The following is a 26,385-nucleotide window of genomic DNA, read 5'->3' as shown; positions in this document are numbered from 1 at the left end:
TCACACGCCACCCGCGAACGGCCAGACTGAGTGCGGCACGGCCCGGGGTCGCCCGGCGAACACGAACAGTCCTGCAGTACGCTCGTACTGCTAAGCATGGTTTTCGGGAGAGGAGCGCCGGCCGCATGGCGAAAATCAAGGTCACAAACCCGGTCGTGGAGCTCGACGGCGACGAGATGACCCGGATCATCTGGAAGCAGATCCGGGAGCAGCTGATCCTGCCCTACCTGGACGTCCCGCTCGAGTACTACGACCTGTCGATCCAGTACCGCGACGAGACCGACGACCAGGTGACGATCGACGCGGCCAACGCCATCAAGCAGCACGGCGTCGGCGTCAAGTGCGCCACGATCACCCCGGACGAGGCCCGCGTCGAGGAGTTCGGCCTCAAGAAGATGTGGCGGTCGCCCAACGGCACCATCCGCAACATCCTCGGTGGCGTCGTCTTCCGCGAGCCCATCATCATGCAGAACGTGCCGCGCCTGGTGCCGGGCTGGACCAAGCCGATCATCATCGGCCGCCACGCCCACGGCGACCAGTACAAGGCGACCGACTTCGTGGTCCCGAGCGCGGGCAAGCTGACCGTCACGTTCACCCCCGAGGACGGCTCGGCGCCGATGGAGTTCCACGTCGCCGACTACCCGGGTGGCGGCGTCGCGATGGCGATGTACAACTACGACGAGTCGATCCGCGACTTCGCGCGGGCGTCGTTCCGGTACGGCCTGGCCCGTAACTACCCGGTCTACCTGTCGACCAAGAACACGATCCTCAAGGCGTACGACGGCCGGTTCAAGGACCTGTTCGCCGAGGTCTTCGAGTCGGAGTTCGCCGACCAGTTCAAGTCGGCCGGCCTCACCTACGAGCACCGCCTGATCGACGACATGGTCGCCGCGGCCATGAAGTGGGAGGGCGGCTACGTCTGGGCCTGCAAGAACTACGACGGTGACGTGCAGTCCGACACCGTGGCCCAGGGCTTCGGCTCGCTCGGCCTGATGACCTCGGTGCTGATGACGCCCGACGGCAAGACCGTCGAGGCCGAGGCCGCGCACGGCACGGTCACCCGGCACTACCGCCAGTGGCAGAAGGGCGAGAAGACGTCGACCAACCCGATCGCGTCGATCTTCGCCTGGACCGGTGGCCTCAAGCACCGCGGCGTGCTCGACGGCACCCCCGCGGTGACCGAGTTCGCCGAGACGCTCGAGAAGGTCTGTGTCGAGACCGTCGAGGGCGGCCAGATGACCAAGGACCTCGCGCTGCTGATCTCGCGCGACGCCCCGTGGCTGTCGACCGACGAGTTCATGAACGCGCTCGACGAGAACCTGGCCCGCAAGCTCGCCGCCTGATTCTCAGGTAAAGGCCGCCGATCGGAGGATCGGCGGCCTTTTGCTGTTTCCGTAACCAGCGGATTCGCGCGTCGTTCTTCTTGGCAGAACGGATGCGGCGTCGAGGGGTCGCCCACCGGTCCGGCTGCCTTGTCCCGGGCGCCGACCGGTTCTCTCAGCGCCTGCCGTCCCTTCCCGCGGGGGGCTCTCTCGGGGCCCCCCGCCCCCAACGTCAGGCGGCGTCGCGTAGCAGCTGGGCGGCTTTCTCAGGAACGATGTCGTTGACGAAGAAGCCCATCGCGGACTCGGAGCCGGCCAGGTACTTCAGCTTGTCGGCCGCGCGCCGGATGCTGAACAGCTGCAGGTGCAGGTGGCCCAGCTCGCGGCCTTCACCCACCACCGCCTGGTGCCAGGCCGAGATGTACGGCATCGGCCGGCCGAACAGGCCGTCGAAGCGGCGCAGGATGTCGAGGTAGAGCGGCCCGAACGCGTCCCGCTCCTGATCGGACAGTGCCGGCAGGTCGGGCAGCTTGCGGTGCGGGGCCAGGTGCACCTCGAAGGGCCAGCGCGCGGCGGCCGGCACGTACGCCGTCCAGTGCTCGTTGGACCCGATCACCCGGGCGCCGTCGGCCCGCTCGGCCGCCAGCACGTCGGTGTAGAGATCCCCGCCCGTGCGCGCCTTGTGCTTGGCCGCCGCGGCCAGCATCAGCTTGGTGCGGGGCGGCACGGTCGGGAACGCGTAGATCTGCCCGTGCGGGTGCTGCAGGGTCACGCCGATCTCGACACCACGGTTCTCGAACGGGAACACCTGCTCGACGCCGGGCATCCGCGACATCTCGCCCGTGCGGTCGGCCAACGCGTCGACGACGGTGCGTACGCGGGAGGGTGGCAACTCGACGAAGGCGCTGGTGTGGTCGCTGGTGAAACAGACGACCTCGCACCGGCCGACGCCCGGCCGCACCGGGACCAGACCGGTGACCTCGGTGATCTCGCCGGGCAGGACCCGGTCGCTGAACGAGGGGAACTGGTTCTCGAAGGTGACCACGTCGTAGTCGGGCGCGGGGATCTCACTGGCGAACGCGGGCTTGCTCGGGCAGAGCGGGCACGAGTCGGCCGGCGGCATGAACGTCCGGGTCTGGCGGTGCGCGGCCACGGCCACCCACTCGTCGATCAGCGGGTCGTAGCGAAGCTGCGAGGTGGGCGGCGGAGGGGGCAGCTGCCGGGTGTCCGGATAGGACGACCAGTCGTTCGCCTCCTCGTTGAAATAGATCAGCTCGCGCCCGTCGGACAGGCGGATCGCCTCGCGGCTCTTGAAGGTCATTGCGCAGTCACCACAACAAGGTCTCGGACCGTCTCGGACAGGAGGGCGCGGGCCGGCTCGTCCAGCCCGTCGTCGGTGATCAGGACGTCCGCACGGTCGAGCGGGACGATCGAGGAGATGCCGACCGTGCCCCACTTGGTGTGGTCGGCCAGCACGACGAGGCGCTCGGCCGCCTCGACGAGGGCCCGGTTGACGTCGGCCTCCATCAGGTTGGGGGTCGTGTAGCCGGCGCGCTCGCTCATGCCGTGCACACCGAGGAAGAGCATGTCGAGGTGCAGCGTGCCGATCGCGGCCACGGCGACCGGGCCGACGAGGGCGTCGGAGGGCGTGCGGGTGCCGCCGGTCAGCACCACGGTCTGGTCGGGGCGGCCGGCCCGGTAGAAGATGTCGGCGACCGGGATCGAGTTGGTCACCACGGTCAGCGAGGGCACGTCGACCAGGCGCTGGGCCAGCCCGGCGGTGGTCGTGCCGGCCGAGAGCGCGATGGCGTCGCCGGGGGAGACGAGCGCGGCCGCGCGCATGGCCATGGCCGCCTTCTCGCCGCGTTGGCGCACACTCTTGGCCGCGAAGCCGGGCTCGTGGGCCGAGCCCGGGCTCACGGTGGTGGCCCCGCCGTGTACCTTCGCCAGCAAGCCCCGGTCGGCCAGGGACTCGAGGTCGCGGCGGATGGTCATGTCGGAGACGCCGTATTCCGAGGCGAGCTCGCTGACCCGGACGCCGCCGGCGGCCCGGACACGGTCGAGAATCGCGGCCTGCCGCTGCTGCGCGAGCATCAGCGGACCGCCGCCGGGAACCGCACTAATTCGAACACGCCCGAACACTACCTTGTGAGTGGGCGTGACGGAAAGGGCGGAGACTTTAGTCCTTTTTTGGGCGGCGGGCGGGGTGGTCGGATGGGAGTTAGATACCTCGCCCCCGCTTATGAAGGGCCGAGAGAACGTTCTCAACTTTTACCGCTCCGGTCATCGCGGCCAAGGCGATCGCCGTACGGGGTTCCTTCCAATTCGCGCGTACGGCCTCCTTGCTGAACTGCCACGCCTGACTGCGGTTGCCGGTGGCGGCCGACCAGCACGCCAACTGGCCGTAGACGCGGGCCGCGCCCGGCTTGCAGCCGCTGATCTCGGGGTGCCGTTGCATCATCCAGCGCAGTGAGCTGATCTTGGTGGCGTACTCGTACGCGTAGTGCGAGGTGCGGCCCCACAGCACCCGCACGAGCGGCTCGTCCAGGTGCACGATCGGCGTCCGGCGGGCGGCCCGCAGCAGCAGGTCCCAGTCCTCGTTCTGGCTGCCCGGGGCGTCCTCGGCGACCAGGCCGATGGCGTCGTTGTCGAGCGCCGCACGGCGGATCAGGAACGACGACGAGTGCAACATGGACATTCGCGACGCGGCCAGCTCGTCGACGGTCACGCGCGGGCGCCCGGCCAGCCGGGGGGTGCACTTGCCCTCGTACTCGACCTCGATCGCACACGTCGCGAACTCGGCATCCGGCTCGGCCATGAGCGCGGCCACCTGGCGGCGGAGCTTGTCCGGCTGCCACTGGTCGTCGTCGTCGCAGAACGCCACGAACTCGGTGTCCAGGGCCAGGATGCCGGTGTTGCGGGCGCCGGCCAGACCCGAGGTGCGCCAGTTCGTGAGCACCAGCACCGGCACGCCCTCGGTCGAGGCGAGCAGGTAGTCGGGCTCGGTCTGGTCATAGACCACCAGCACCCTGACCTCGCCCGGGTAACGCTGGTCGCGGACCGCGGCGATCGCCTTGCGGACCAGTTCGGGCCGGTTGCGGGTGGGGATGACGACGCCGACGGACGGCCAGTTCATCGTGACTCCTCTACTGAGAGCGGGTATCCGTAGGCCCGCAGCATGGGAGCGCAGACCGTGCCGACAAGGCGCCGCTGGTTGCGGGGCAGGGAACGCTTCCAGGCGTCGTCGCGGCGCAACGGCAGCCGGCCGACGGTGAAGCGCATGGGGTTGCCGGCCGCGCTGTGCCCGACCTTGAGGTCGGCGTAGCCGTCGCCCAGGAAGTTCAGGTCTTCGGGCATCAGCCGCAGCCCGGCGAAGTCGCCGACCGACAACAGGGCCGCGCGCGGGTGGGCCAGGAACTCCTCGTAGCGCAGCCGGTGCACGGCCACGCCGCGCTTGGCGAGCAGTCCGAAAGCGGCGTTGTGAGCGTTCCACAACAGTGCCGAGCGCCCGGGGGAGTAACGGGTCATCTCCTCGGCGCCGTCGGTCTCGGGCCGGGCCACCGTTTTGGTCCACGAGTACGCCACCCCGCGCGCGTCCCGCACCACGTGCACCACGCGCAGGTCGATGTCGGGGGCCCAGCGCAGCACGTGGGCCAGCGCCGAGTGCTTGGACGAGTCGACCACCACCCGGGCCCCGGCGATCTCGGCCGCGGCCGCGTAGACCCGTGCGTAGAAATGCGCGTATTCGTGCACCTCGTCGGGCGCCTCGACCGCGGTGGCCAGGCGGGGGATGTGCCGGGTCCGCTCGACGGCGTCGCGCAGCGCGTGCACCCGGTCGACGTCGACGTTCTGCCAGCCGCCGAACGCGTACTGCCCCACCCGGTGCCAGAACGTGCAGGCCGAGAAGCGGGAGCCGCAGCCGCAGCGCTCGTCGTCGCGGATGTCGCGCTGCCACAGATGGACGATCTCGCCGAGTGCGCACACCCCGGGCAGTTCGCCTAGCAGGCGTTCGACGAGCGTTGTGCCGCTTCGTCCTAATCCACCCAGAAATAGCACTCGTGCCACTTTGGCCCACCTTCGCTCGTTTCGCTCCTATAACGAGTCAACAACCAAGGAGGCGTCGCCGTGCCAGTCGAGGCATTCGACCGAGTTCAGCTCGACGGAACCGGCATCGACCGGATCACTGAAGCCGAGGTGGTGGCCGTGGTCCGGGACGCGCTCGCCCACGGCCGGGGCGGGCGCATCCTCACCCCGAACATCGACATCCTGCGCCGGGCCCAGCGCGACGACGAGTGCCGCCGCCACCTGGCCGACGCCGACCTGATCGTGGCCGACGGCATGCCGCTGGTCTGGGCCAGCAGGCTGAGCGGATCACCCCTGCCGGAACGGGTGGCGGGCAGCAGCCTGATCCACTCGCTGTCGGCCGGCCTGGGCCTGGACGGCCGCTCGATCTTCGTGCTGGGCGGCACCCCGGCCACCGACGACTCCACTCCGGACGGCGCCGCCCGGGCCGCCGCCAGGCTGCTGGAGACCTGCCCCGGCCTGCGACTGGCCGGCACCGCCTGCCCGCCGTTCGGGTTCGACGAGGACCCGCTCGTCCACGACGACCTCTGCGCGAAGGTGATCGACGCCGGCCCCGATCTGGTGTTCGTGGGGCTGGGCTATCCGAAGCAGGAACGCATGATCACCCGCCTGCGGGCCGGCCTGCCCCAGTCCTGGTTCCTGGGCTGCGGCGCCGCGGTCAACTTCGTGGCCGGTGACATCGAACGGGCGCCGCGCTGGATGCAACGCACCGGCCTCGAGTGGGCCCACCGCCTCGGCACCGAACCACGCCGCCTGGCCGGCCGCTACCTGCGCCACGACGCCCCGTACGCCCTGCGCCTGCTGGCCCAGGCCCCCGCCCAGCGCGCCCGAGTGCGGGGCTAGCTAGCAAACCGTACGTACGGTTTAATAAGGCTCATGTTCGAGCGACTGCATCACGTTCAGGTGCTGTGCCCGCCGGGCGGGGAAGAGGCGGCCCGTGCCTTCTACGGCGGGGTGCTGGGGATGGCCGAGTTGCCCAAGCCGGCCGAGCTGGCCCGGCGGGGCGGGTGCTGGTTCCGGGGTGGGGGCTGGGAGGTGCACGTCAGCCCGGTCGAGGGCTTCGTGCCACAAAGTCGCGCCCATCCCGGCGTACTGGTGAAGGGTCTTGACCTTCTGGCCGAGATGTTGGAAACCGCCGGTCGCCCGGTGCAGTGGGATCCCCACTTCCCGGGCCACCGGCGGTTCTATTCGCGGGACGACCACGGCAATCGGCTCGAGTTCCTGGAGCCGGTCACGGATTGAAGTACGGGTCCTTCACCATCGACTCGAACTCCTTGAAGGCCGGCGGGTCGCCGGTCAGCTGGAACTGCTTCTTCGGGCCGTTGCCCTCGGGGTTCGACTCGAAATAGGTGATCGCCTTGATCTGCGGGTTCACCTTGAACGTGCGTCGAGCGTCCCTGAGCCAGGCCGCCCGGCCGGCCGAACCCCAGGCCCGGGCCACCCCGAACTCGCCGATGACGATCGGTTTGGGGCGTTGCGCGGCCCAGGTCAGGAACGGGCCCATCAGGGTGCCGATGGGCTCGAAGCGTTCGCCGGCGTAGACGTCCACGCACGTCCAGTCGACCTGGTCGTCGCCGGGATAGAAGCCGGGCGCGTCGCCGCGGATGAACCCCTCGGCGGTCGGGCACCACACCCACGAGACGTTGTTCGCCCGTTCCTGGCGGAAGATTTCCCGTACGTACTTCCAGGCCGCGATGTAGTCGGGCCCCGACCACATCGTCGCGCGCAGGTTGGGCCGATCCATCTCCCAGCGCATCCGCAGCATCACCGGAACTTTGGTCTTGCGGATGGCCCGGGCCTGCTTACGAATGAGGTCGTCGTGGTTACCGTCCAGGATGGATCGGTTGTCGCCGGTGGCCCAGCTGACCATCAGGGTGGCTCCCCGGGCCAGGAACTCCTTGTCCGACGGGGTGCCCACCATCTGCTCGAACCGGCGGTACGTGTTGACGATGGTCAGTGATCGGCCGAGGTCGGCCTGCAGGCTGTCGACCGCGGCCAGCCGGCCGACGTGGGTCAGCTCGTCCGGTTTGATCCAGGCCCCGAACAGCGCCCCGCGTTTGGGCGCCTTGACCGGGCCCGCCTTGAACGGGCCCTTCTTGACGGCCACCGCCCCGGGCGCCCGGGTCAGGTCGGGCGCGGGCGGTGGCGCCGGCTTCTCGTCGTCCTTGCCGAACGAGCAGCCGGCCAGCAGCAGCACGGAGGCGACCAGCGCGGCCGCGAGGCGCTTACGCGTGGACACGACGCGCGGTGTAGAGAACGTTGACGGCGTAGGCGTCGCTGCCCGGCATCCGCCGCATGGCCGCGTCGGCCGCGCGGGCGACCGGGTTGCCGTGCAGCGACGGGGTGATCATCGAGAAGCCGCGGCGCTCGACGATCACGAAGCCGTGCCGGTCGAGCAGGGTGGCCACCTCCTCGTGGGAGAGCTCCGCGAACCAGCGCTCGCCCTTGTGCTTGCGGGCCCGCAGGTGGCGTACGGATCCGGCGTTGCCGTGGTTCTCGACGACCAGGATGCCGGAGTCGGCCGTGGGCAGCGCGCGGGCGGCGAAGGCCAGCGCCCGGTCCCGTACGGTCTCGTCCACGTTGAGCAGCAGGCGGAACATCGTCACGATGGCCGGGAAGCCGGCCGGCTCCGGGTGCGGCACCGGCCCGTCCGCGGCCACCTGGTGCCAGTTGGCCCGGGATCCGACCTCGGCCGCCTTGGCCATCATCTCGGCCGACGTGTCGTAGCCGTGGGCCTCGCGCACCAGGCCGTGCAGGGTGCGGATGGCCCGCCCGGTGCCGCAGGCGAAGTCGTGCTGCACCGGGGCCAGCGGCCCGAACTCGCGCCGGACCAGCGTCCGCAGGTAGTCCTGCTGCCGTTCGTTGATCTGCGAGGCGTAGCTGTCCGGGGCGTACGTGATGGTCTCGTACTTCTCCACGGCGTCGCTGTCCTGGAACACCTTGGTGTAGTCGGTGGTCAACTCGTCCTCCTCTTCGGTTTGAACGCGCCCAGTGCGAGCGGAACGCGCAACAGCCAGGCGCCGGCCAGAAAGGCGGGCACGGCGGCGAACATGGCGAAAGTGCGGCCGGTGACGGGCATGACAGCCCAGGGGAGTACGCCGAAACAGACGACCGACAGCAGCGCGGCGGCCCGGGTGCCGGGCCCGAACGGGTGCAGCCCGGCCGACCGCCCGACCTGGATCAGCGGCAGCAAGTTGTTGACGACCATCGAGCAGGCCAGCCCGATCGCCGCGCCGAGCGCCCCGTAGGCGGGGATGAGCAGCAGGTCGAGAACCACGGTTACGGTCAGCGCGACCAGCACGTTGACCAGGTTCCAGCTGGTGCGCCCGGCCATCGCCAGCACCATGTCGACCATGCCGCAGCCGGTGGCGACCAGCATCGCGGCGGCCAGCACGGCCACGACGGGCACGCCCTCGGCCGCGTACCGCTCGCCGAACAGCCGCAGCCAGACCGGCGCGAAGAAGATCACCAGCAGGTTGACCGGCCAGGTCACGAGCACGAGCCAGCCGGTCGCGGTCCGGTAGAGGTGGTTGGCCGCGGCCCGCTCGCCGACCGCCAGGGCCTCGGCCAGCCGCGGCTGCACCGACTGCGAGATGCCCTGGTTGGCGAACTGGATCAGGATGACGAACCGGCCCGCCACGGCATAGACGGCAGCCGGCACGAGACCGCCGAGCGCGGCCACCAGCAGCACGTCGATCCGCTGCAGGGCGAGCTGGGCGACACTGGCCAGGGCGCGCGGACCGGTGAACCGCCAGAACTCGCGTCGCATCTCGTGGCGTTCGGCCCGATGCGTCCGCACGCCGCGTGGCTTGGTCTCGCGATAGACCTTGCGCAGCGCGTACGCCGACAGCACCGTCACCGGCAGGTAGGGCACCGCCCAGGCGAACGCGAACTCGGGCAGCGAGGCGGTCGTCCACAGTGCCCCGACCACCAGCAGCACTTGCAGAGCACTGCGCAGGATCCGGTCGAACATCACTGTCGGCCGCATTGCCCGGTAGCCGCGAGTAGCGGTCAGCAGCGCGTCGGTCATCGCCTGCAACGGCAGGAAGACGGCCAGCACCCGCAACCCCGCGGTGTGGGCGTCGACCACGTGGGCCGCCTCGCGGGCGGTGACGTGGGCGATGGCCGGCGCCGCGAACCACATCACGACGGCCAGCACCACCGACAGCACGGCGACCGGGCCCAGCCCGGTCCGCAGGCAGGCGCCGAGCAGGTGTTCGCGGCCGGTGGCGCGCAGCCGGGCCGGCCAGTAGACCAGCCCGGTCTGGGTGCCCAGCTTGGCCAGCCCGCCGGCCAGCACGAAGGCCGCGGTGGCGGCGAAGAACGCGCCCGCCTGCTCGGCCCCCAGCGAGCGGGCCACGACCCAGGTGACCACCACCCCGGCCCCGCCGGCCAGGACCGACCCGGCCATGTTGGCCAGCCCGCCCCGGGCCGCGCCGCGGGTGCCGGCGACGGGCTTTTCTAGGAGCGCCATACCGGCATGCGGCTCAGCCAGGGCGCGAGCGCCTCGTCGTGCGGCAGGTAGTAATCGGTCAGGTCGCGGCGCAGGCCGGGATCCATGTCGCTCTGCCGGGGGCGGGCGTTGTGCCGCTCGAACGCGGGCCGTTCCAGATAGCTGGGCAGGCCGAGGAACTCGCAGATCTCGTCGTAGACCGGCTCGGGGTCGCTGAAGAACCGCTCACTCTCGACCACGTGGATGCGCTCGCGGCCGACGTGCTGGGCCATCACGCTCAGGTAGCGCGCGTACTCGCCACGGGCCCGGTAGGCGTGGTGCTGGTGGCTGAAGCTGTAGTACTCCGGGTTCTCGGCCAGCTTGTCCTCCTGCTTGTGCAGGCGGGCCGGTTCGAGGGCCAGCGCGGCCCCGAAGTCGCGCTCGGTCTCGAAGCCGCGGGCGACCTCGTGGTGGTGCTGCGAGTAGGCCCGCTCGACCGGGTCGCGCACGAGCACGACCAGCTTGGCCTCGGGCAGGTCGCGGGCGATCCGGGCCGCGGCCTGCGGGTGGTACATGTAGTAGGGCGCCGACTCGAACGTCTGGGGGGTCACCCCGTACCGCTCGCCGACCTTCTCGGCGCTGCGCACCAGCGGGAAGTGGCCCTTGTACCAGGCCATCCCGCGCTGGTAGTTCGTGTCGAAATAGTGCACGCCCTTGTGCAGCACGGCCTTGAGCACGACCGGATGCCCGGCCATCGCGCGGTAGAGCGACGTGGTGCCGCAGCGCTGACCGCCGCAGATCAGGAAGGCCGGCGTCATCCGGCCCGGCGCGGTCAGCCGGCCGTAGGAGCGGGAACCCAGGTGCACGACGCGTTTCATCGGCGCCGGCAGCTTGCGTACGTCCATGGTTGGTCTCCTCAGAGCTCCTCGACCCGCCGGATCAGCACCGGCAGCAGCCAGGTGCCGAGCACGCCCAGGCGGGCGCCCGCCTCGGCCTGGCGGTCGGTCAGGTATCGGGTGGCCAGATCGACCAGGTAGAGCAGGGCGGTCACCTCGCGGCCGGCCACCGGTACGCCGAACGGGGCCAGCAGCTCGGCCGCGCCCCGCACGGTCGCCTCGACCGCCTCCTTGGCGTCGGCCGTCTCCTGGATGCGCCGCTGCAGCTCGTGGTGCACGGCGTCGAAGCCCAGCGGCACCCCGCTCGAGAAGCGCTCCCAGTCCCAGACCAGCAGCGCGTCGGTCAGGTTGGCCATGTTCCAGGGGGCCCAGTCGCCGTGCCACGAGCCGTACCGGAAGACGATGTCGCCGGCCCGGCGGACCAGCAGCTCGGCCGCGGCGGCGAGCCCGGCCCCCTCGGCCCGGTCGGTGACCGCGGACAGCCGGCTCTGCAACTCTTGCCAGTACGTGCTGCCGGCCAGCGAGCCCGTGCGGTAGCCGCAGCAGCCGGCGACGTCGAGCATCGCGGCCACCAGCCGGCGCCGGTTCAGGGGCGCCCGGGGCAGCCAGACCGGCAGGGCCGACTGCACCAGCACCTCGAGCCCGCGCCACTGGCCGGAGTACAGCACCCGGGGCACGGTCAGCTTGGTCAGCCCGCTGCCGGCCAGCGAGACCAGCGCCGCCGTCTCGGCCCGCACGAGCTGGCGGGTCAGCGGCCCGGTGCCGAGCTTGCCGAAGCCGAACGTGTCCCCGTCCGGCCCGATCAGCTGCAGCACCGGCTTGCGGTTGGCCCGGGCCGGTCCGATGTGGACGCTGATCGACAGCTCGCGGCCCAGCGCCTCGCTCAGGTACCCGTCGATGCTCTGCGAGAACGGGCCGGTGACGCGGACCCGGTCGCGCAGCAGCACGCCGGCGGCGCCGGTGCGGACGGCGGCCACCACGGCCTCGCGCTTGAGCTTGGCCGACAGGGACTGGGGTTCGGCATACCGGCGGACGGCGGCCGCGGCCACCCGGCGTGAGCCCGACGGCACCAGCAGGCGGGGCCGGCGCGCGTCCGGCACCACCAGGTATTCGGCGATGGGGGTGCCGGCCGAACCGTCGGTGCGGCACGGCGCGGGATAGAGCAGCTCGAGCACCTCGGTCAGGTACCGCGTGCGCAGTTCGGCGTCCTTCGCGGTCAGTTCGGCGGGCGCTGTCCGCACCGGACTCATGTCGTTTCCCCCTCGGTTGAGTTGCGCCAGAGCAGCGCAAACGCCAGAACCATGAAGGCCAGGGGGGTGACCAGCGAGTTGTACCAGAGCATGGCCGAGAACGAGGTGACGATCGCTCCCGACGCGGCCACCCCGATGGCGCTCCGGTCACGGCGGAACCGCCACAGGCCGTACGCGAAGAAGCCCAGATATCCGGCCGTGCCCACCGTGCCGTGGGCGAAGAGCAGCTGCCACAACTGGCCGTTGCCCCCGACGGTGAAGTTGCCGCAGCGCTCGCAGCCCGCGCTCTCACCCACCGTGATCGAGTTGCGGCCGCCCAGCGTGTTGCGGGTGCCGCCGTAGCCGATCACCGGTGAGCCCTGGAAGCCGTCCAGGGCGCGCTCGATCAGGAACGAGCGCACACCGTTGGACTTGCCGTTGTCGAGCCGGGCGCCGACCACCGTGCCGAGCGGCGTGGCCACCAGCGACACGGCCAGCATGGCCCCGGCCAGCACGACCGCGCCCAGGATCCACAGCTTGCCGGCCAGCACGTAGCGGACGGCGACGTAGACGACGAGCACGCCGACGCCGATCCACAGGCCGCGGTTGAGCGAGAACACCGCGGGCGCGATCGAGACGACGAGGCAGACGACGGCCCAGAACCTGGCCTTGCCCCCGCCGTATTGCCAGGCGGCCACGACGAGCCAGCCCGCGAGCAGGCAGAAGTTGTTGCCCCAGGTGTTCGTGTAACCCCAGGGCGCGGCCGGGCGGGGCTGGCTGTCGCCGACGATGTCCATGATCTGGGCGGCGTACGGGTGGACCAGCGACTGGACGAAGCCCTTGTTCCGGATGCTGCCGGGCAGCAGCCACTCGACCGGCGAGGTGAACTCGAAGTTACCGGCCACCATGCCCAGCAGGCCGCCGAGGACGGTCACCACGAACAGCCAGCCGAGCAACTTGACCAGGCGGCGCTTGGGCAGCTCGGCCTCGGTCAGGTTGCCGGCATAGACCAGCAGCACGGTCAGGGCGGCGTACATCAGGGCCTTGTAACCGGCCGGCAGCAGGCGGCCCGTGGCGTGCCCGGCCACCGTGCCGGCCGGGTCGGCCCCGAGCGCGCCGATGCTGACCACGACGGCCACCAGGAAGATCACCCACCACGCGAAACCGGGTGGGAGGCGCAGAGGGCGACCGGCGGCGCGCCGGCGGATCAGCAGGAACAGCATCGGCACGGCCATCAGCGCGAAGATCAGCACGCCCAGGCCGAGCGCCCACCAGATCGGATAGAAGGCCAGGATGCTCGCCACCGGCCAGGCCGGCAGGCTCACGTTCCGATGGGCGCCGTGTGCCGGGCCGCCAGCCACGGGGGCTGGGGCCTGAGGCACGGCCGTCACTTCGTGTCGCCGTCCTGCGTCCGGGTCACCTCGGAGCTGTCCACGGCCGACATGTCGATCACCGCGGTGATCTCCTCGGCGCTGTCGGCGACCCGCTGGCGCACCTGCTGGGCCGACTTGTCACCGGTCGAGATGGTGTTGGTCGGGAAGCGCTGGGGCTGCATCAGGTCGCGGTCGAGCACAGCGGTCTCGTCCGGCCGCGGCCCGGGCGACGGGGTCCGGGCCGGCGCCGGCGGGCTCAGCGTCACGGCCGGGCCCATCGGTTCGGCCACGCGCAGGTTCGACAGCCGCGGCAGCACGACCGCGCCCAGCAGCGGGGTGCCGACCCGGCGCAGCTGCTCGGCCGCGTCGAGCAGGGCGGGGCGGCGGGCCCGGCGCAGCTCGACGGCGAGGATGGCCGCGTCGGCCAGGCTGGCCAGGCTCTGCGCGTCGGCGCTGCTGGCCGTGGACGGCGCCTCGATCACGACGTAGCCGCCCTGCCGGCGCAGCGCGTCGAGCGTGTCCCGCAGCCGCTGCGACTGCATCAGCCCGGCCGCGGTGGCGGCGCCGCCGGTGGTGATGACCCGCAGCGACGGGATGCGCGGGGTCCGCTGCAACGCCCGGGCCAGGCCGACCCGGCCCGCCAGCAGGTCGGACAGGCCCGGCACGGCCGACACGCCGAGCATGCGGGCCAGCGGCGCGGCGTCCACGACGCTGTCCGGCAGGTGAGCGCCGATGAGCACGACGTCGCTTCCGGTACGGGCCAGGGCCGCGGCCAGGTTGGCCGCGACCAGCGTGCTGGCCGAGCCCCGGCTGGCTCCGGTGACCACGATGACCTGATCGCCCTGGGGCAGGGTGGCCAGCACCTCGTTGCGGAGCCGGTTGAAGATCCGGCCGCCGGCGCCGTAGGGCTGCAGCACGTCGTCGAAGTGCGGGGTGGTGCGCTCGTCGAGGGCGGCCAGCACGTGCATGCGGCCGCGGTCGCGCACGTCGGCGGCCGAGCGCAGGCGGCGGTCGTACCGTTCCCGCACGAAGGCCAGGCCGAGACCGAGCAGCAGGCCGAGCATGCCGCCGGTGGCCAGGTTGATCATCGGGTTCGGGCTGACCGGCTGGTCGGGCAGGCGGGCGTCGTCGATGATGCTGCCCGCGCCGATCGTGGTCGTGGTCAGCTCGTTGAGCTTGCCGGTCATGCCGTTGAGCTGGTTCTGCGAGTTCTGCCGCAGGCTCATCAGGTTGCTCTCGTCCGAGCTGCCCCGGGTCGCGCGGGCCAGCCGGGCGTTGATCCCGCCGAGCGTCGTGGTCAGCTGGCGGATCTTGGCCGACAGCGTCCTGATCTGCTGGTTCAGGCCGTTCTGGGCGGTCTCCTCGCGGTTGCGCAGGTACGCCTCGGCGAACGCGTGCGAACCGGCCTGGGCCTCCGCGGGCACCCCGGCCTTGAACGTGACCATGAGGACCGTGGTGTTGGCCGGCACCTCGACCGATACGTCGCGGGCCAGCTCGACCGGCGAGCGCGAGCTGCGCAGCAGAGCTGCCGCCTTGGCCGCGACCGTGCCCGAGCCGACCAGCTGGGCCTCGGTGTCCAGGTTGACCATGCCCTTGGTGCGACCACCCTGGGCGTTGGTGTCCTGGTCGACGGCCGACACGAGCACGGCCGTGGAGGACTGGTAGACCTTCGGCATGGCCGAGGTCAGGCCGGCGCCCGCCCCCAGCCCGGCGCCCGTCGCGAGCAGCGCGATCCACCAGTGGCGGCGGAACACGCCGAGATAGTGCGTGACATCGGCCGGGCGAGACGCTTCCATCGGTTGGCGGCCCTTTCGGGGGTGGAGTGAGAACGTGCTTCTTATCGGGCGTTTCGCCCCCGAGGGGGTAAACGGCTCACTCCCGCCGACGTGATGGCTTACTGCATTTTCGGCTCCACCCATCCGTGCTCGATCAGATAGGCGACGACGATTTCGATGGCCTCGGGCACCGTGATGGTCGTGGTGTCGATGGCCAGTTCGGCGTCGGCCGGCTCCTCGTACGGGTCGTCGATGCCGGTCATGCCGCGCAGCTGACCGGCCCGGGCGCGGGCGTAGAGGCCCTTGCGGTCGCGCTGCTCGCACACCTCGAGCGGCGTGTTGACGTGCACCAGCACGAAGCCGGCCCCGGCCTCGACGGCCATGGCCCGGACGGCCGCCCGGGCGCTCTCGTAGGGGGCGATCGGGCAGGCCACGGCCATGCCCCGGTGCCGGCCGACCTCGGCCGCGACCCAGCCGATCCGGCGGACGTTGGCGTCCCGGTCGGCCTTGCTGAAGCCGAGCCCGGCCGAGAGCTCGCGCCGCACCACGTCGCCGTCGAGCAGCGTGATCGTGCGCTCGCCGGACTCGCGCAGGGAGTCGGCCAGCCCGCGGGCGATCGTCGACTTGCCCGAGCCCGAGAAGCCGGTGAAGAAGACGACCAGGCCGCGGTGGCGGCGCGGCGGTCGGGCCCGGACCAGCTCTTTGGCCACGGCCGGGGGAGTGTGCCACTCGGGCAGCGGGAAGCCGCGGTCGAGCAGGTCGTCGATCTCGGCCGGGGTCATGGCCAGGCGGCGGTTGCGGTGCGGGATGTCGTCGCGCCCGCGCCACTGACCGTCACGGTTGTCGTACGCGAGATCGCGCGGCACGAGCACGCGGACGTTCCCGCCCGACAGCATGTCGCCCGTGGACAGCACGTGGGTGACGCCGTAGGAGCCGGCGACCCGGGCCCGCAGCAGGGCGTCGCGCATCTCGTCGCCCCGGGTCAGCAGCGGGACGGCGACGATCGTGGCCGGGGGCATCCGGTCGCGGGCCGCGAAGACCGCCCGCACCAGCGCCTCGGGCGGCAGGCCGTCGGGGCCGGGACCGCTGACCGGAATCATGATCAGCAGGTGGGCGCCCAGGGTGCGGGCCGCGTGCGCGATCTGGGCCAGCTGCGGGCGGTGCAGCGGGCGGTCGGCGATCACCCCGAGCACCCGGCCCGGGGGCAGCAGGGCCCGGACCTCTTCGGGCGTACGGCGAAGGCGCTGGAACGGGCCGTGCCCGCCGTCGCCCATCCGGCGCACCGTGCCGCCCACGCCGTAGCGGCGCTCGGCCGTGGGCCAGGCGTCGGTGACCTCGAGCGCGGCCACCGGCGCGCCCTCGGGGTCGGTCAGGATGATCGTGCGGTGCAGCGGGTCCGCCAGGACCAGCCGCGTGGCGATGTCGTCGGGAATCTCCAAGGTGACCGCGACCGGCCACGGAGTGCCGTCGGCGAGTCGTCCCCGTCGCCGCAGCGCATGCAGATCGTCGCGGCCCAGGAATCCGGTCAGCGGCGCGTAGGCGCCGGAGAGCAGGAGTTCCAGATCCGCCAGCTCATGCGGGTGCGGGGTGTACGACGGAGCGTCGCGCAGCACGTCCTCGGGCAGCACCGAACCATTCACTTCCGTATCCCCCTGCGGCCGATTAGGGGACAGTTTCTCAGCCCCGCTGATCGTGGTCGAGACGGGTCTCCCTCGCCAATTCCCATCAGGTATTAGACAAAACGGACCTTTGTCACAATACTGGCTGATCGTGAGTCGTCGTCCCCGCCGTAACCGGCTAGTTTCCCTGGCGGCCGTCCCCACGGCCCTCGCCCTTTTTGTCGCCGCCACGCTCGCCTGGGCCTGGACCGGCGGCGTGAGTCAGATCGCTCAGCCGGTCGATACATCCGGCGACCCGACTGTCTCTCTGCCCTTCCTGACGCCGGCGGCCGAGCAGCCCGGTGTCCCCGGCGCCCTCGCCCCGGGGCAGCCGCCCTCGGCGGCCGGCTCCTCCGCGGCGCCCGGCTCGTCGGCGTCGTCCGCAGCGACCTCGGCCTCGGCCGCAGCGTCGTCGGCGGCGGCCGCTGCGCGGGCCGGCGGGGTCGCGTTGCCGCCCACGGCGACCTCGGCCGGGCCGAACGATCCGGCGGCCCTGGCCCGCCGGGCGCCGGTCGCCCAATTGCCTGACCTGGCGGTCGCGCCGCCGCACCGGGGCGGGCGGTGCCACACCGGCCACAACCTGGTGCCCACCTGCGGCATCCTGTGGGGAGTGGCCCCGGGCGCGCACACCGAGAGCCGTGGCGCCTCGGCCCTGGCCCGGTTCGAGCGCAAGACCGGCCGGCACCAGGCGATCTACCACGCGTACCACGGCGGCACGCGTCAGCTCTTCCCGACCGAGCAAGAGATCAAGATCGCGCACCAGCCCGGTCAGCGGCGCATCCTGTTCCTCAACTGGAAGCCCGAGTCGGCCTCGTGGGCCAAGATCGCCCGCGGCGACCGGCGGACCGACGCCTTCATCGACCGGCTGGCCGTGCACATCAAGAAGAACTTCCCCGAGCAGTTCTTCTTCGCCGTCCACCACGAGGGTGAGAACGACGTCCGCGAGAAGGCCGGCTCCGGCTACACCGCGCGCGACTACGCCGCCATGTACCGGCACGTCATCAAGCGGCTGCGGGCCAAGGGCGCCGACAACGTGGTGAGCGTGCTGGTGCACATGACCTACGTGCCGCACGCCCAGAAGAGCTGGTTCACCCAGATGTACCCGGGCGACGACGTGGTCGACTGGATCGGCCTCGACACGTACGCCTACAGCGACCCCGGGTACGGCCACGGCCGGTTCTCCGAGGTCTTCAACCGGCGGCTCGAGGGCAAGCGGGCCTGGCCCGGCTTCTACAACTGGGCCACCGCCCGGCACCCGCGCAAGCCGTTGATGCTGGCCGAGTGGGGCGTCTGGTCGTCCAAGCGCAACCCGAGGTACAAGGCCGAGTTCTACCGCCGGCTGGGCACCGACATCCGGCAGTTCCCGCGGATCAAGGCGATGGTGCAGTTCGAGACGCCGAGCAACCAGAAGGGGCAGGACTCGTCGGTCGACAGCACGCCGGCCGCCCTGCACGCCTACCGCCAGCTCGGCCGGCTGCCCATCTTCCAGGTGGCGGTCACGCCGCGGCGCTAGCGCACCGCGATCCGGGCGCCGGGCGAGGAGAACGACTCGTGCAGCACCACCGACACGAGACTGGTCGTCGCCGGCACGTCGAAGACCAGCGTTCCCTTGACCTGGCGGCCCGGATTGATCTGATCGAGGAAGTTCTGGGCGTCGGTGTTGACGAAGACCTCGGCCTGCATGTCCGTGCCGAACTCGGCCCCCGCCGCGTCGTACGCCTTCTGGGACGTGCTGTCGAAGTACTCGGGCGTCGTCCCGCCGTTCTTCACCAGTACGTCGACCAGGCAGTAGGAGCCCTGCGGCTCGAGGTCGACGAACTCGTCGCCGACCCGGGGCAGGCCGCAGCGCACGGCCGAGACGGTGAAGACGAACTCGCCGTCCTCGACCGCCTGGTTGAGCTGGCCGCCCGAGGTCGTCACGGTCTGCGGGACGCCGGCGTCGTCGCGCAGCACGAACCAGTAGACCCCCGCCCCGGCCAGCAGGACGACAAGAACGCCGGCCACCCACGGCCATCGACTGGGCCGTGCGGGGACCGGCGTTTCGTCGATCGGGGCCTGCGCGGGCTGCGTCATGAAGTGATCCAAGCCACCCCGGTCACTGTCCGCAGCAGGCCGATCGGCCAGAAGTGACTGGGCCCGTCAGCTGGTTTCCCCGGCCACGCTGAACGAGCCCAGCCGGTTGATCGCGTAGATCGTCCCGCCGAGGGCGAAGAGCACGCTCATGACCACGGCGACCGGCACCGAGACCTTGCCGTCGAGCATGCCGGTCGGCGCGATCTTGTCGGCGATCGTGATGACGTACTGCTCGATCGAGAGCACCCGGGTGCCGCTGACGAACCGGCCCAGCAGACCCTCCCAGACCAGGATGTACGCCAGCCCGAGCAGCACCGGGCGCCGGGAGACCAGGCTCAGCAGCAGGAACAGGGCCGAGTAGGCGATGGCGCCGGCCACCGCGCCGACCACGAGGGCCAGGCCGAAGCGTACGGAATTGGCCAGGGCCCCGACGATGAACAGCGGCACCGCGGCCGTGACCGCGCTGACCCCGGCCGCCACCAGCAGTTTGGCCAGGATGATGTCGCGGCGGGCCAGCGGCTTGGTCAGGATGTGCACGATCGTGCCGTCGTCGACCTCGGAGCCGAGCACGCCGGTGCCGACGATCAGCGAGATGACCGGCAGCACGACGGCCAGGCCGAGCCCGACGACGACCGGCTGGCCCCACTGGTCGGGACTGACGTCGTACGCCTTGCAGATCGCGGCCAGGCCGATCAGCAGCAACGGCAGCGGCAGCAGCAGGAGCACCCGCCGGCGGCCGAACAGGCCACGCGCGGTGATGTAGGCGACCGTGGACATCATGCCTCCAGCAGGTAGGAGAAGACGCTCTCCAGGGACTCGTCGGACGGCAGCAGCTTGCGCAGCCGGATGCCCTCGCCGAGGGCGATGCGCGGCAGCACACGGGTGAAACTGCCGTAGTCGGACGCGCGTACGGTCAATCCGTCGGCCTCGACCTCGATGCCGCTCACCGACTTCTCGCCGATCAGCGCGACCGCGAGCCGGCGGTCGTCCGAGCTCTGCACGGCGAACACGTGCGGCCGGTTGGTCATCAGCCGCCGAATGCGCCGGTAGTCGCCCGAGGCGGCCAGCCGACCGGCCACGATCACCTGGACCAGACCGGACAGCTGCTCGACCTCTTCGAGGATGTGCGAGCTGAACAGGATCGTGTGGCCCTCGTCGCCGAGGCGGTGCAGCAGCTCCATCATGTGCACGCGCTGTCGCGGGTCCATGCCGTTGAACGGCTCGTCGAGCAGCAGCACCTGCGGCTCGTGGACCAGCGAGGCGGCGACCCGGGTGCGCTGGCGCATGCCCTTGCTGAAGGTGTCGATCCGCCTGTCCTGCGCGCTGGTCATCTCGACCAGCTCGAGGGCCCGCTTCGTGGCGGCGGCCGGGTCGGGCAGCTTCTGCATCTTGGCGCAGGCCAGCACGAACTCTTTCGCGGTGAGGAAGCCGTGCACCGCCTCGCGTTCGGCGACCAGGCCCAGACTGCGATAGATGCCCGGGTTGCGCCAGGTCGGCGCGTTGTCGATGGTGACCGTGCCCTTGGACGGGGCCAGGAAGCCGGCCATCATGTGCAGCACCGTGGTCTTGCCGGCGCCGTTCGGGCCGAGCAGGCCGGTCACGCCCGGCTGCAGGGTCATGCTGATGTCGTTGACGGCGACGACGTTGCCGTACCAGCGGGAGACGTTCTCGAGTTGGACGACGCTCACAGCGAAGCCACCTTCCGGTAGCGGGCCAGCAACAGCAGCATGGCCGCGGCGACCAGGCAGAACAGCTCGATCCCGTAGATCACGCCGAAGTCGCCGATGTCGAGGTCCATGCTGTTCTGGCCGCGCAGCCACCCCTGCACGCCGGCCAGTAGCGACATCGGGCTGGCCAGGCCGGCCAGGTGCTGGGAGGTGGACGACGGCAGGATGCTCAGCACGCCGACGACCGGCGTGGTCATCAGGAAGACGGCCACGATGCCGCCCGCCGCGAACGCGCGCTTGCCGGTGATCGAGGCGACCAGCAGACTGATCGACGCGAACAACACCGCCCAGAGCACGCTGTAACCCCAGCCGGGGAGCAGGTCGAGGAACTCGTTCCAGACCCCCGAGGCGCCCTTCTTGGTGGTGAACGCCCCGCCCAGGAACATGATCAGCTGCGGCACGCCGAGCAGCAGAAACACCGCCGTGGCCAGCGCGGCGAACTTGGCCCCGATGTAGTCGAAGGCGCGCAACGGCCGGCTGAAGTACAGCGGCAGGACACCCGAGCGCATGTCCCGCGAGACCAGTTCCGGCGCCACGATGGCGACGAAGAAGATCACCAGCCAGCTCATCGTGTCGTCGAACGAGAAGTAGTCGAACAGTACGATGTTGGCCTGGGCCTTGACCGCGGCGTTGATCACCGCGACCAGCAGGACGATGCCCGCCACCAGCCACGGGAAGATCTTGGCCTTGGCCGAGCGGCCCAGCCCGAACGAGGCCCGCAGACCGTGCTGGTAGATCGCGCCGAACACCGCGGTGCGCCCCAGCCGGGGCCCCTCGTACCGCTGGTATCCGATGTCATGGATGACGCCGGCGTCAGACATCGGCCTTCTCCTTCGCGGTGAAGAGCTCGGCCACCCGGTGGCGTCGCTGGTCGAGGCGGTGCAGGGGCAGATCGAGCTCGGCCACGGCCCGCACGACCGCGTCGTAGTCGGACTCCGCGGACAGCGGCACCAGCAGCAGCCGGCCCTCACGGCTCACCGTGAGCTGGAGCTGGGCCAGCGCCTCGGCCAGCTCGTCCGTCCCCTCGCTGACCTCGACCGCCAGCACGTCGGAGGCAGCGGTCATGGCCGAGATCCGGTCGGCCCGCAGCAGGCGGCCGCCCTCGATCGCGATCAGCGAATCGCAGATCCGCTCGACCTCGCCGAGCAGGTGGGAGCAGACGACCACGGAGATGCCGAACTCGTTGCCGATGCGGTGCACCAGGTTGAGCATGGCGTCGCGGCCGGCCGGGTCGAGGCCGTTGGTCGGCTCGTCCAGCAGCAGCAGGTCGGGGTCGTGCACCAGGGCCTGAGCGAGCTTCACACGCTGTTTCATGCCGGTCGAGTAGCCGCCGATCTGGCGGTAGCGCTCCTCGTAGAGGCCGACGTGGCGCAGGGCCTCGGAGGCCCGCTCGCGCGCGGCCGTCCTGGGCAGCCCGCTGAGCCGGCCCAGGTGGGTCACGAACTCGGCGGCCGACACGTCCGGCGGCAGGCAGTCGTTCTCGGGCATGTAGCCCACCCGCGCCCGCACCTGGTCCGTCTCGGTCACCGGGTCGAGGCCGAACACCCGCACGTCGCCGCTGGTGGGCGCCGTCAACCCCAGCATGATCTTGATAAACGTGCTCTTGCCGGCCCCATTGGCGCCGACCAGCCCGATCACGCCCGCTTCGACGTCGACGGTGAGCTCGCTGAGAGCGGTCACCCCGCCGCCGTACGTCTTCGTGAGCGACTGTGTCGCGATGATGGTCACGGCAGTCAGCCTAGGAAACCGACGCACCTGACCGGATCCGGCAAAACCCTGAGACCCTCTCGGGCCCTCTCAGCTCTCTCTCAGATTTCTGTGTGGGAATTTCTCCAACCTCTGTTGGAAATAGCGGCGCTCTGTGGCAATCTCTGTGGGAACTGGGATCCGACAGAGGGTGGCGCGGGTGGATTCAGGCGAGCTGTCACAACTGATCGAAGCGCTTCGTGCCCACGGCGCCGACCACTTCACCTGTGAAGTGAAGAAGTCCAAGGGCGGCATGCCGGTGACCCTCTGGGAGTCGATCAGCGCCTTTTCCAACGCCGCTGGCGGCACCCTTCTTCTCGGAGTCGACGAGAAGAGCGATTTTGCGGTGACGGGTGTGGACGATCCAGCGGCGATGGAGTCGCACATCGGGGCGGTCTGCTCCGAGATGGAGCCTCCGGTGCGGGCGGAGATCCAGACCTTTTCGATCGAGGGCCAGCAAGTCGTCTGCTGTACGGTGCCGCCGGTGCCACGCGAGCAGCGACCTTGTCACCGGCGAGCGCTGGGCCCGTGGGCCGGGTCAAGAGTCCGGGTCGCTGACGGCGACCGGAAGTTGACCGACTACGAAGTGGCCGTCCTTCTGGCCAACCGGACGGAGCCGCGTTGCGATGTCTCCCCCGTGCGGGAGGCGCGATTCGAAGACCTGGATGCCGAGCTGATCAGCGCGTTCCTACGGAGAATCCGAGAGACCAGGGGCGACATCTTTCAGCGTGTCGACGATCAGCGGGCGCTCATGATGCTCAACGTGCTGACAACGCATGAGGAGCACGTGGTGCCGACCCTGGCCGGATTGCTGGTCTTCGGCATCTATCCACAGACCTTCCAGCCGCAACTCGACGTCACGATCGTCGCGTACCCCACCACCGAGGCTGGAGTGCCGGGCCGCTTCGGTGAGCGCTTCATCGAGAATCGATCGATCGACGGCCCGATTCCGCTGATCGTGGCCGAGAGCATTCGCGTGCTCAAGCGCAACATGCGACGGCGCAGCATCATTTCGGGCATCTACCGGGTAGACGAGTGGGAGTACCCCGAAGAGGTACTTCGCGAGGCCTTGGTCAACGCCCTCGTTCACCGCGACTACTCCGAATTCGCGCGAGGGACGCAGGTGCAGGTCGAGATGTACCCGGATCGACTGGTGATCCGCAATCCCGGTGGTCTGTACGGGCCGGTGGAGGTCGGCTCGCTCGGGGCGAACACGGGTTCCTCGTCTCGGAACAAGGCCTTGCTCAAAATTCTCGAGGACACACCGTTCGGCGACGGGCACATGGTCTGCGAGAACCGCGGAACCGGCATCGCGCGGATGCTCGTCGCGCTCACCGAAGCGGGCATGGAGCCGCCCCGATTCACCGACGACATAGCGCTGTTCACTGTCGAGTTCCCGAACCATGCCCTGCTGGACGAGGAGACACTGGTCTGGCTGACCTCCTTGCCGGTACCTCCGTTGTCGCGCTCTCAGATGACAGCCCTGGCGATGATGCGGAACGGCGTCGTGTTCACCAACAGCAGCTACCGGGCCGCGACGGGTGTGCTCGACAGCCGGACGGCAACCCGCGAGCTTAAGGAGCTCGTGGATGCCGGTGTCGTCGAGCAAACCGGCACCCGAGGCTCGACGGCCTACCAGGTAGTGCGGCCGGCACCCGAGGCGACGCGGGGCAACCCGCGCCTCAGCGGGAACGAGAAGAGGATTTTGGCTGCTCTGGCTGATGGACCACTTTCGCGACTCGACCTCGAGGCGGCCACCGGCTTGAACAAGGATCAGGTGCACTACGGGCTGCAGACTCTTCGGGGGAAGGGCCGGATCGAACTCCTCGGTAAGCCACAGTCCCGTCGAGCACTTTGGCGAACGATCGGCTGATGACTGGCGATGGCCGCACCCTGGATGGTGGTCGGCGCGTTCCACAGGCATGAGGCAATCGTCTATGTGGCCGGGCGGGGTCTTCCTGTCGTTCGGGCTGTGGCCGGGGCGGGAGCTGGAAGAGCCTGCCCTGGCCGCCGTCGGTGACGTTCTGGAGCAGTGCGGCGGGACGTACAGCGGGTCGATGTTCTTCGGGGCGGCCGGGCTGGCGTTCTCGCGGGTGCCGGAGGCGCCGGGCATCTCGTACGTCGGGGGACGGTCGGTCCGGGATGTCCGCCGCGGGCTGCGCGACGGGTGCGCGTACCGGGTGGCCATGGCCCTGCCCGGGGTGGGCCAGGCGGCCGTGTCGTTCGAGGCGACGCCCGGTAAGGAGCTTCCCGCCGAGCGGCACCCGGTCGACGTGACGGTCGAGGCCGGGGCGTTCGCCCTGCCGCGCTCGCTGTGGGACGAGCGCGAGCGGGCCGCGGCCGAGGTGCGCGAGGAGGCCGTGCTGCGCTACTTCGAGGCCTGCTGCGCGGCCCTCGACCCGGCGTACGCCGTCCTGCACTCCGAGGGTTCGACGCCGACACCGGCCGCGCTCGCCGCCGGCCGCCCGATCGGCACCGACGTGTACGTGTCGCGGCGGCTCGGTCTGGGCGCCCGGCTCAACCAGGTGGCCCGGCTGTCCCAGGTGCGGGAGTGGCCGACCGGCACGTTCTATTCGGGCTGGTTCCTGACCGAGTCCCCCGACCTGGACGCCCTGCGGGCCGCCTGGGCCCGCCCGTCCCTGGTCATCGGCGAGAAGCTGATGCGCGAACACGCGCACCCCGGGCCTGGTGGGAAGCCCGGGGCACGCGTGGGTATTTAGCGCCTAGGCGCGGATCCGGTTGCGCATGAAGGTGCCGGACTCGGTCAGGACCGAGGTGCCGGCGTAGGTCGGGCCGCCGCACGTGCCCGGCCGGAAGGCCGCGCTGCTCTCGTCGGCGTCGGAGTACGTCCAGTTGGCGTAACCGATCTGCAGGCGGTCGAGCAGGTCGAGCCAGGCCGCCGTGCTGGCCAGGTCGACCTGGCCGCCGCCGGTGTAGGTCACCGTGCCGAACTCGGTGACGAACAGCGGGAGCGAAGCCGCCGCCCGTTCCACCTCGGCGCGGTAGTTGTCCTTGTGCGAAGCGGCGTAGAAGTGGAACGCGTACATGATGTTGGACGCGTTGACCGGGTTGGCGGTGATTTCACTGGAGCTCGCGCCCTCGGAGACGCCCAGCGACGACCAGCCGCGGGAGCCGACGATGACCACGGCGTCCGGGTCGTTGGCCCGGATCACGGGGATGACCTGCTCGGCGTAGCTCTTGATGCCGGCCCAGCTGACGCCGTTGGGCTCGTTGGCGATCTCGTAGATGACGTTGTTCTTGGCCGCGTGGCGGGCCGACACCTCGTTGAAGAACGTCTTGGCCCGGGCCAGGTTGTAGTTCGGGTCACCGGGGGTCAGCGTGTGGAAGTCGATGATGGAGTACAGCCCGCGCTGGGTGGCCTGTTCGACCAGGTTGTTGACCTGCGCGGTGAAGCCGGCCGGGTTGGTCTCGTAGCCACCCTCCTGCACGTACATCGAGACCCGCAGCAGGTCGGCCTTCCAGTCGTCGGCCAGCGCGTCGATCGAGGCGTCGTTGTAGCAGTCGGCGAACCACTGCAGGCCGTGCGTGCTCATGCCCTGCAGCTGCACCGGCCGCCCGGCCGCGTTGCACAGCTTCACGCCGCACACCCGCAACTGCCCGTTCTGCGCGACCGGCGTGGTGCCGGTCGGCGGGGGAGTGGTGGTGGGCGGCGTGGTGGGAGGAGTGGTCGGCGTGGTCGAGAAGGTCGGCCGCCCGGTGCCGTTGGCGATGAAGCCGAACGAGGTCGACGCGCCCGCGGCCAGCGTGGCGTTCCAGCCCGCGGGCGTGAACGTGTAGTTCTGGCCCGAGGCCGACTGGGTGGCGTTCCACGAGTTGACGATCGTGGTGCCGGCGGGCAGGGACAGCTGCACCCGCCAGGTGCTGATCGGGGACGACGTGTTGTTCCGGACCTCGACCTGGCCCTGGTAACCGGTGCTCCACGAGCTGGTCACGGTGAAGGCGGTGGTCTCGGCGCCGGCGGGCAGGGCGGTGACCGTGACGGCCGTGGCGGCGGCGACCGCGACTGCGACGCCGGCGGCAAGTCTCCATCTGCGCATGGGGATCGGGGCT

General features: G+C 70.5%; 24 protein-coding genes. 6 read left to right on the top strand and 18 right to left on the bottom strand.

Features of this window, described 5'->3' with window-relative positions; translation table 11 throughout:
• Nucleotides 1-125 precede the first annotated feature (125 nt).
• Nucleotides 126-1,343 (top strand): NADP-dependent isocitrate dehydrogenase, encoded by a 1,218-nt coding sequence (locus M1L60_RS41955; RefSeq protein ID WP_253243175.1) that lies wholly within the window; start codon nt 126-128, stop codon nt 1,341-1,343.
• Between the two features lie 211 nt (nt 1,344-1,554).
• On the opposite strand, the gene galT is transcribed toward M1L60_RS41955, so the two are convergent.
• The 4 genes from galT to M1L60_RS41935 form a co-directional block, all read right to left on the bottom strand.
• Complete coding sequence (gene galT / locus M1L60_RS41950; RefSeq protein WP_253243174.1) at nt 1,555-2,643, bottom strand: galactose-1-phosphate uridylyltransferase; 1,089 nt, start codon at nt 2,641-2,643, stop codon at nt 1,555-1,557.
• Nucleotides 2,640-3,416: a DeoR/GlpR family DNA-binding transcription regulator gene (locus tag M1L60_RS41945; protein ID WP_253243173.1), complete on the bottom strand. Its 777-nt coding sequence runs from the start codon at nt 3,414-3,416 to the stop codon at nt 2,640-2,642. Before M1L60_RS41945 ends, galT begins: the two co-directional genes overlap by 4 nt.
• A gap of 127 nt (nt 3,417-3,543) precedes the next feature.
• Nucleotides 3,544-4,458: a glycosyltransferase family 2 protein gene (locus M1L60_RS41940; RefSeq protein WP_253243172.1), complete on the bottom strand. Its 915-nt coding sequence runs from the start codon at nt 4,456-4,458 to the stop codon at nt 3,544-3,546.
• Nucleotides 4,455-5,387, bottom strand: coding sequence for a sulfotransferase (locus tag M1L60_RS41935; RefSeq protein WP_438862213.1), 933 nt, complete (start codon nt 5,385-5,387; stop codon nt 4,455-4,457). Before M1L60_RS41935 ends, M1L60_RS41940 begins: the two co-directional genes overlap by 4 nt.
• Before the next feature lie 60 nt (nt 5,388-5,447).
• Here M1L60_RS41935 and M1L60_RS41930 point away from each other — a divergent pair, with 60 nt between their 5' ends.
• Together M1L60_RS41930 and M1L60_RS41925 are read left to right on the top strand one after the other, a co-directional pair.
• Nucleotides 5,448-6,248: a WecB/TagA/CpsF family glycosyltransferase gene (locus tag M1L60_RS41930; protein WP_253243171.1), complete on the top strand. Its 801-nt coding sequence runs from the start codon at nt 5,448-5,450 to the stop codon at nt 6,246-6,248.
• Nucleotides 6,249-6,281: 33 nt separating this feature from the next.
• Nucleotides 6,282-6,647 carry a VOC family protein gene (locus tag M1L60_RS41925; RefSeq protein WP_253243170.1) on the top strand — a complete coding sequence of 122 codons (366 nt, stop codon included), beginning with the start codon at nt 6,282-6,284 and terminating at the stop codon, nt 6,645-6,647.
• Here the strand turns inward: M1L60_RS41925 and M1L60_RS41920 are convergent.
• From M1L60_RS41920 to cysC, 8 genes are all read right to left on the bottom strand, one after another.
• Nucleotides 6,637-7,644, bottom strand: coding sequence for a glycoside hydrolase family 26 protein (locus M1L60_RS41920; protein ID WP_253243169.1), 1,008 nt, complete (start codon nt 7,642-7,644; stop codon nt 6,637-6,639). The genes M1L60_RS41925 and M1L60_RS41920 overlap by 11 nt on opposite strands.
• A complete protein-coding gene (locus M1L60_RS41915) occupies nt 7,631-8,365 on the bottom strand; it encodes a methyltransferase domain-containing protein (RefSeq protein ID WP_253243168.1) in 735 nt (244 codons plus the stop codon). The genes M1L60_RS41920 and M1L60_RS41915 overlap by 14 nt, the downstream gene beginning before the upstream one ends.
• Nucleotides 8,362-9,879 carry an MATE family efflux transporter gene (locus tag M1L60_RS41910; protein WP_253243167.1) on the bottom strand — a complete coding sequence of 506 codons (1,518 nt, stop codon included), beginning with the start codon at nt 9,877-9,879 and terminating at the stop codon, nt 8,362-8,364. The genes M1L60_RS41915 and M1L60_RS41910 overlap by 4 nt, the downstream gene beginning before the upstream one ends.
• Entirely contained in the window at nt 9,867-10,742 is an 876-nt protein-coding gene (locus M1L60_RS41905; RefSeq protein ID WP_253243166.1) for a sulfotransferase family protein, read from the bottom strand. The genes M1L60_RS41910 and M1L60_RS41905 overlap by 13 nt, the downstream gene beginning before the upstream one ends.
• Before the next feature lie 11 nt (nt 10,743-10,753).
• Nucleotides 10,754-11,983: a hypothetical protein gene (locus tag M1L60_RS41900; RefSeq protein ID WP_253243165.1), complete on the bottom strand. Its 1,230-nt coding sequence runs from the start codon at nt 11,981-11,983 to the stop codon at nt 10,754-10,756.
• A complete protein-coding gene (locus M1L60_RS41895; RefSeq protein WP_253243164.1) occupies nt 11,980-13,287 on the bottom strand; it encodes a hypothetical protein in 1,308 nt (435 codons plus the stop codon). The genes M1L60_RS41900 and M1L60_RS41895 overlap by 4 nt, the downstream gene beginning before the upstream one ends.
• A 62-nt stretch (nt 13,288-13,349) precedes the next feature.
• Nucleotides 13,350-15,131: a GNVR domain-containing protein gene (locus M1L60_RS41890; RefSeq protein ID WP_253243163.1), complete on the bottom strand. Its 1,782-nt coding sequence runs from the start codon at nt 15,129-15,131 to the stop codon at nt 13,350-13,352.
• A 98-nt stretch (nt 15,132-15,229) separates the two neighbouring features.
• Nucleotides 15,230-16,750: an adenylyl-sulfate kinase gene (gene cysC, locus M1L60_RS41885; protein WP_253243162.1), complete on the bottom strand. Its 1,521-nt coding sequence runs from the start codon at nt 16,748-16,750 to the stop codon at nt 15,230-15,232.
• A 130-nt stretch (nt 16,751-16,880) separates the two neighbouring features.
• Between cysC and M1L60_RS41880 the strand changes: the two genes are divergently transcribed.
• Complete coding sequence (locus tag M1L60_RS41880; protein WP_253243161.1) at nt 16,881-18,281, top strand: glycosyl hydrolase; 1,401 nt, start codon at nt 16,881-16,883, stop codon at nt 18,279-18,281.
• Here the strand turns inward: M1L60_RS41880 and M1L60_RS41875 are convergent.
• The 5 genes from M1L60_RS41875 to M1L60_RS41855 form a co-directional block, all read right to left on the bottom strand.
• Nucleotides 18,278-18,841 (bottom strand): DUF4352 domain-containing protein, encoded by a 564-nt coding sequence (locus M1L60_RS41875; RefSeq protein WP_253243160.1) that lies wholly within the window; start codon nt 18,839-18,841, stop codon nt 18,278-18,280. The two genes, M1L60_RS41880 and M1L60_RS41875, sit on opposite strands and share 4 nt — an antisense overlap.
• A 66-nt stretch (nt 18,842-18,907) precedes the next feature.
• The gene (locus M1L60_RS41870) at nt 18,908-19,618 is read right to left on the bottom strand and encodes an ABC transporter permease (protein WP_253243198.1); all 711 of its coding nucleotides are present in this window, start codon (nt 19,616-19,618) and stop codon (nt 18,908-18,910) included.
• The gene (locus M1L60_RS41865) at nt 19,618-20,529 is read right to left on the bottom strand and encodes an ABC transporter ATP-binding protein (protein ID WP_253243159.1); all 912 of its coding nucleotides are present in this window, start codon (nt 20,527-20,529) and stop codon (nt 19,618-19,620) included. Before M1L60_RS41865 ends, M1L60_RS41870 begins: the two co-directional genes overlap by 1 nt.
• On the bottom strand, nt 20,526-21,389 hold the full coding sequence (locus M1L60_RS41860; protein ID WP_253243158.1) for an ABC transporter permease: 864 nt from the start codon (nt 21,387-21,389) through the stop codon (nt 20,526-20,528). The genes M1L60_RS41865 and M1L60_RS41860 overlap by 4 nt, the downstream gene beginning before the upstream one ends.
• The gene (locus tag M1L60_RS41855) at nt 21,382-22,296 is read right to left on the bottom strand and encodes an ABC transporter ATP-binding protein (protein WP_253243157.1); all 915 of its coding nucleotides are present in this window, start codon (nt 22,294-22,296) and stop codon (nt 21,382-21,384) included. The genes M1L60_RS41860 and M1L60_RS41855 overlap by 8 nt, the downstream gene beginning before the upstream one ends.
• A gap of 178 nt (nt 22,297-22,474) precedes the next feature.
• On the opposite strand from M1L60_RS41855, the gene M1L60_RS41850 reads away from it, so the two are divergent.
• Both M1L60_RS41850 and M1L60_RS41845 read left to right on the top strand, forming a co-directional pair.
• Nucleotides 22,475-24,187: an ATP-binding protein gene (locus tag M1L60_RS41850; protein ID WP_253243156.1), complete on the top strand. Its 1,713-nt coding sequence runs from the start codon at nt 22,475-22,477 to the stop codon at nt 24,185-24,187.
• 49 nt (nt 24,188-24,236) lie between these two features.
• Nucleotides 24,237-25,034, top strand: coding sequence for a hypothetical protein (locus M1L60_RS41845; RefSeq protein ID WP_253243155.1), 798 nt, complete (start codon nt 24,237-24,239; stop codon nt 25,032-25,034).
• A gap of 3 nt (nt 25,035-25,037) precedes the next feature.
• On the opposite strand, the gene M1L60_RS41840 is transcribed toward M1L60_RS41845, so the two are convergent.
• Nucleotides 25,038-26,372: a cellulase family glycosylhydrolase gene (locus tag M1L60_RS41840; protein WP_253243154.1), complete on the bottom strand. Its 1,335-nt coding sequence runs from the start codon at nt 26,370-26,372 to the stop codon at nt 25,038-25,040.
• Nucleotides 26,373-26,385: the final 13 nt, after the last annotated feature.

Source organism: Paractinoplanes aksuensis (genome assembly GCF_024137025.1).
In the GTDB taxonomy this organism is placed as follows: domain Bacteria; phylum Actinomycetota; class Actinomycetes; order Mycobacteriales; family Micromonosporaceae; genus Actinoplanes; species Actinoplanes aksuensis.
This window is presented reverse-complemented; position numbering and strand designations above follow the sequence as displayed.

Excerpts from the sequence above, each read along its gene's own strand:
- M1L60_RS41910 (WP_253243167.1), bottom strand. The coding sequence starts at position 9,879 with ATGGCGCTCCTAGAAAAGCCCGTCGCCGGCACCCGCGGCGCGGCCCGG.
- M1L60_RS41925 (WP_253243170.1), top strand. The coding sequence starts at position 6,282 with ATGTTCGAGCGACTGCATCACGTTCAGGTGCTGTGCCCGCCGGGCGGG.
- M1L60_RS41870 (WP_253243198.1), bottom strand. The coding sequence starts at position 19,618 with ATGTCCACGGTCGCCTACATCACCGCGCGTGGCCTGTTCGGCCGCCGG.
- galT (WP_253243174.1), bottom strand. The coding sequence starts at position 2,643 with ATGACCTTCAAGAGCCGCGAGGCGATCCGCCTGTCCGACGGGCGCGAG.
- M1L60_RS41955 (WP_253243175.1), top strand. The coding sequence starts at position 126 with ATGGCGAAAATCAAGGTCACAAACCCGGTCGTGGAGCTCGACGGCGAC.
- M1L60_RS41840 (WP_253243154.1), bottom strand. The coding sequence starts at position 26,372 with ATGCGCAGATGGAGACTTGCCGCCGGCGTCGCAGTCGCGGTCGCCGCC.
- M1L60_RS41890 (WP_253243163.1), bottom strand. The coding sequence starts at position 15,131 with ATGGAAGCGTCTCGCCCGGCCGATGTCACGCACTATCTCGGCGTGTTC.
- M1L60_RS41905 (WP_253243166.1), bottom strand. The coding sequence starts at position 10,742 with ATGGACGTACGCAAGCTGCCGGCGCCGATGAAACGCGTCGTGCACCTG.
- M1L60_RS41860 (WP_253243158.1), bottom strand. The coding sequence starts at position 21,389 with ATGTCTGACGCCGGCGTCATCCATGACATCGGATACCAGCGGTACGAG.
- M1L60_RS41845 (WP_253243155.1), top strand. The coding sequence starts at position 24,237 with ATGAGGCAATCGTCTATGTGGCCGGGCGGGGTCTTCCTGTCGTTCGGG.
- M1L60_RS41945 (WP_253243173.1), bottom strand. The coding sequence starts at position 3,416 with ATGCTCGCGCAGCAGCGGCAGGCCGCGATTCTCGACCGTGTCCGGGCC.
- M1L60_RS41900 (WP_253243165.1), bottom strand. The coding sequence starts at position 11,983 with ATGAGTCCGGTGCGGACAGCGCCCGCCGAACTGACCGCGAAGGACGCC.
- M1L60_RS41940 (WP_253243172.1), bottom strand. The coding sequence starts at position 4,458 with ATGAACTGGCCGTCCGTCGGCGTCGTCATCCCCACCCGCAACCGGCCC.
- M1L60_RS41875 (WP_253243160.1), bottom strand. The coding sequence starts at position 18,841 with ATGACGCAGCCCGCGCAGGCCCCGATCGACGAAACGCCGGTCCCCGCA.